Annotated in this window: 1 protein-coding gene; it reads right to left on the bottom strand. The window is 62.5% G+C overall.

Going from position 1 to position 371, the window contains the following annotated elements; all coding sequences use genetic code 11:
- Positions 1-371: EAL domain-containing protein (locus EN852_RS35705; protein WP_135879670.1), on the bottom strand; the 371-nt coding region annotated here is incomplete at both ends.

Here is a 371-nt window from a genome sequence, read left to right as displayed (position 1 = left end):
CAACTGGCCGGGTTCCAGCGGCGGCGACAGCAGATAGCCCTGCAATTGACGGCAGCCCATGCCGACCAGCAGGGCCTTCTGTCCATCGGTCTCGACGCCTTCGGCGGTCACTTCCACCCTTAGCGCCAGCGCCAACTCGATCAGCGACTTGACGATCGCGCGGGCACTTTCGTCCTCGTCGAGAAGGCGCACGAAGGAGCGGTCGATCTTCAGCTTGTCGATCGACTGACGGCGCAGATAGCTCAGCGACGAATAGCCGGTGCCGAAGTCGTCTAGAACGATGCGGACGCCGGAATCACGCAGGGTTGCGATGACGGAGGTAATCGTGTCGTTGTGCTCGAGCAGCACCCCCTCGGTGGTCTCGAGTTGCA

The sequence above is a fragment of the Mesorhizobium sp. M2E.F.Ca.ET.209.01.1.1 genome, from assembly GCF_004010375.2.
In the GTDB taxonomy this organism is placed as follows: Bacteria; Pseudomonadota; Alphaproteobacteria; order Rhizobiales; family Rhizobiaceae; genus Mesorhizobium.
The sequence above is the reverse complement of the archived record's forward strand: the minus strand, read 5'-3'. Positions and strand labels throughout refer to the sequence as shown.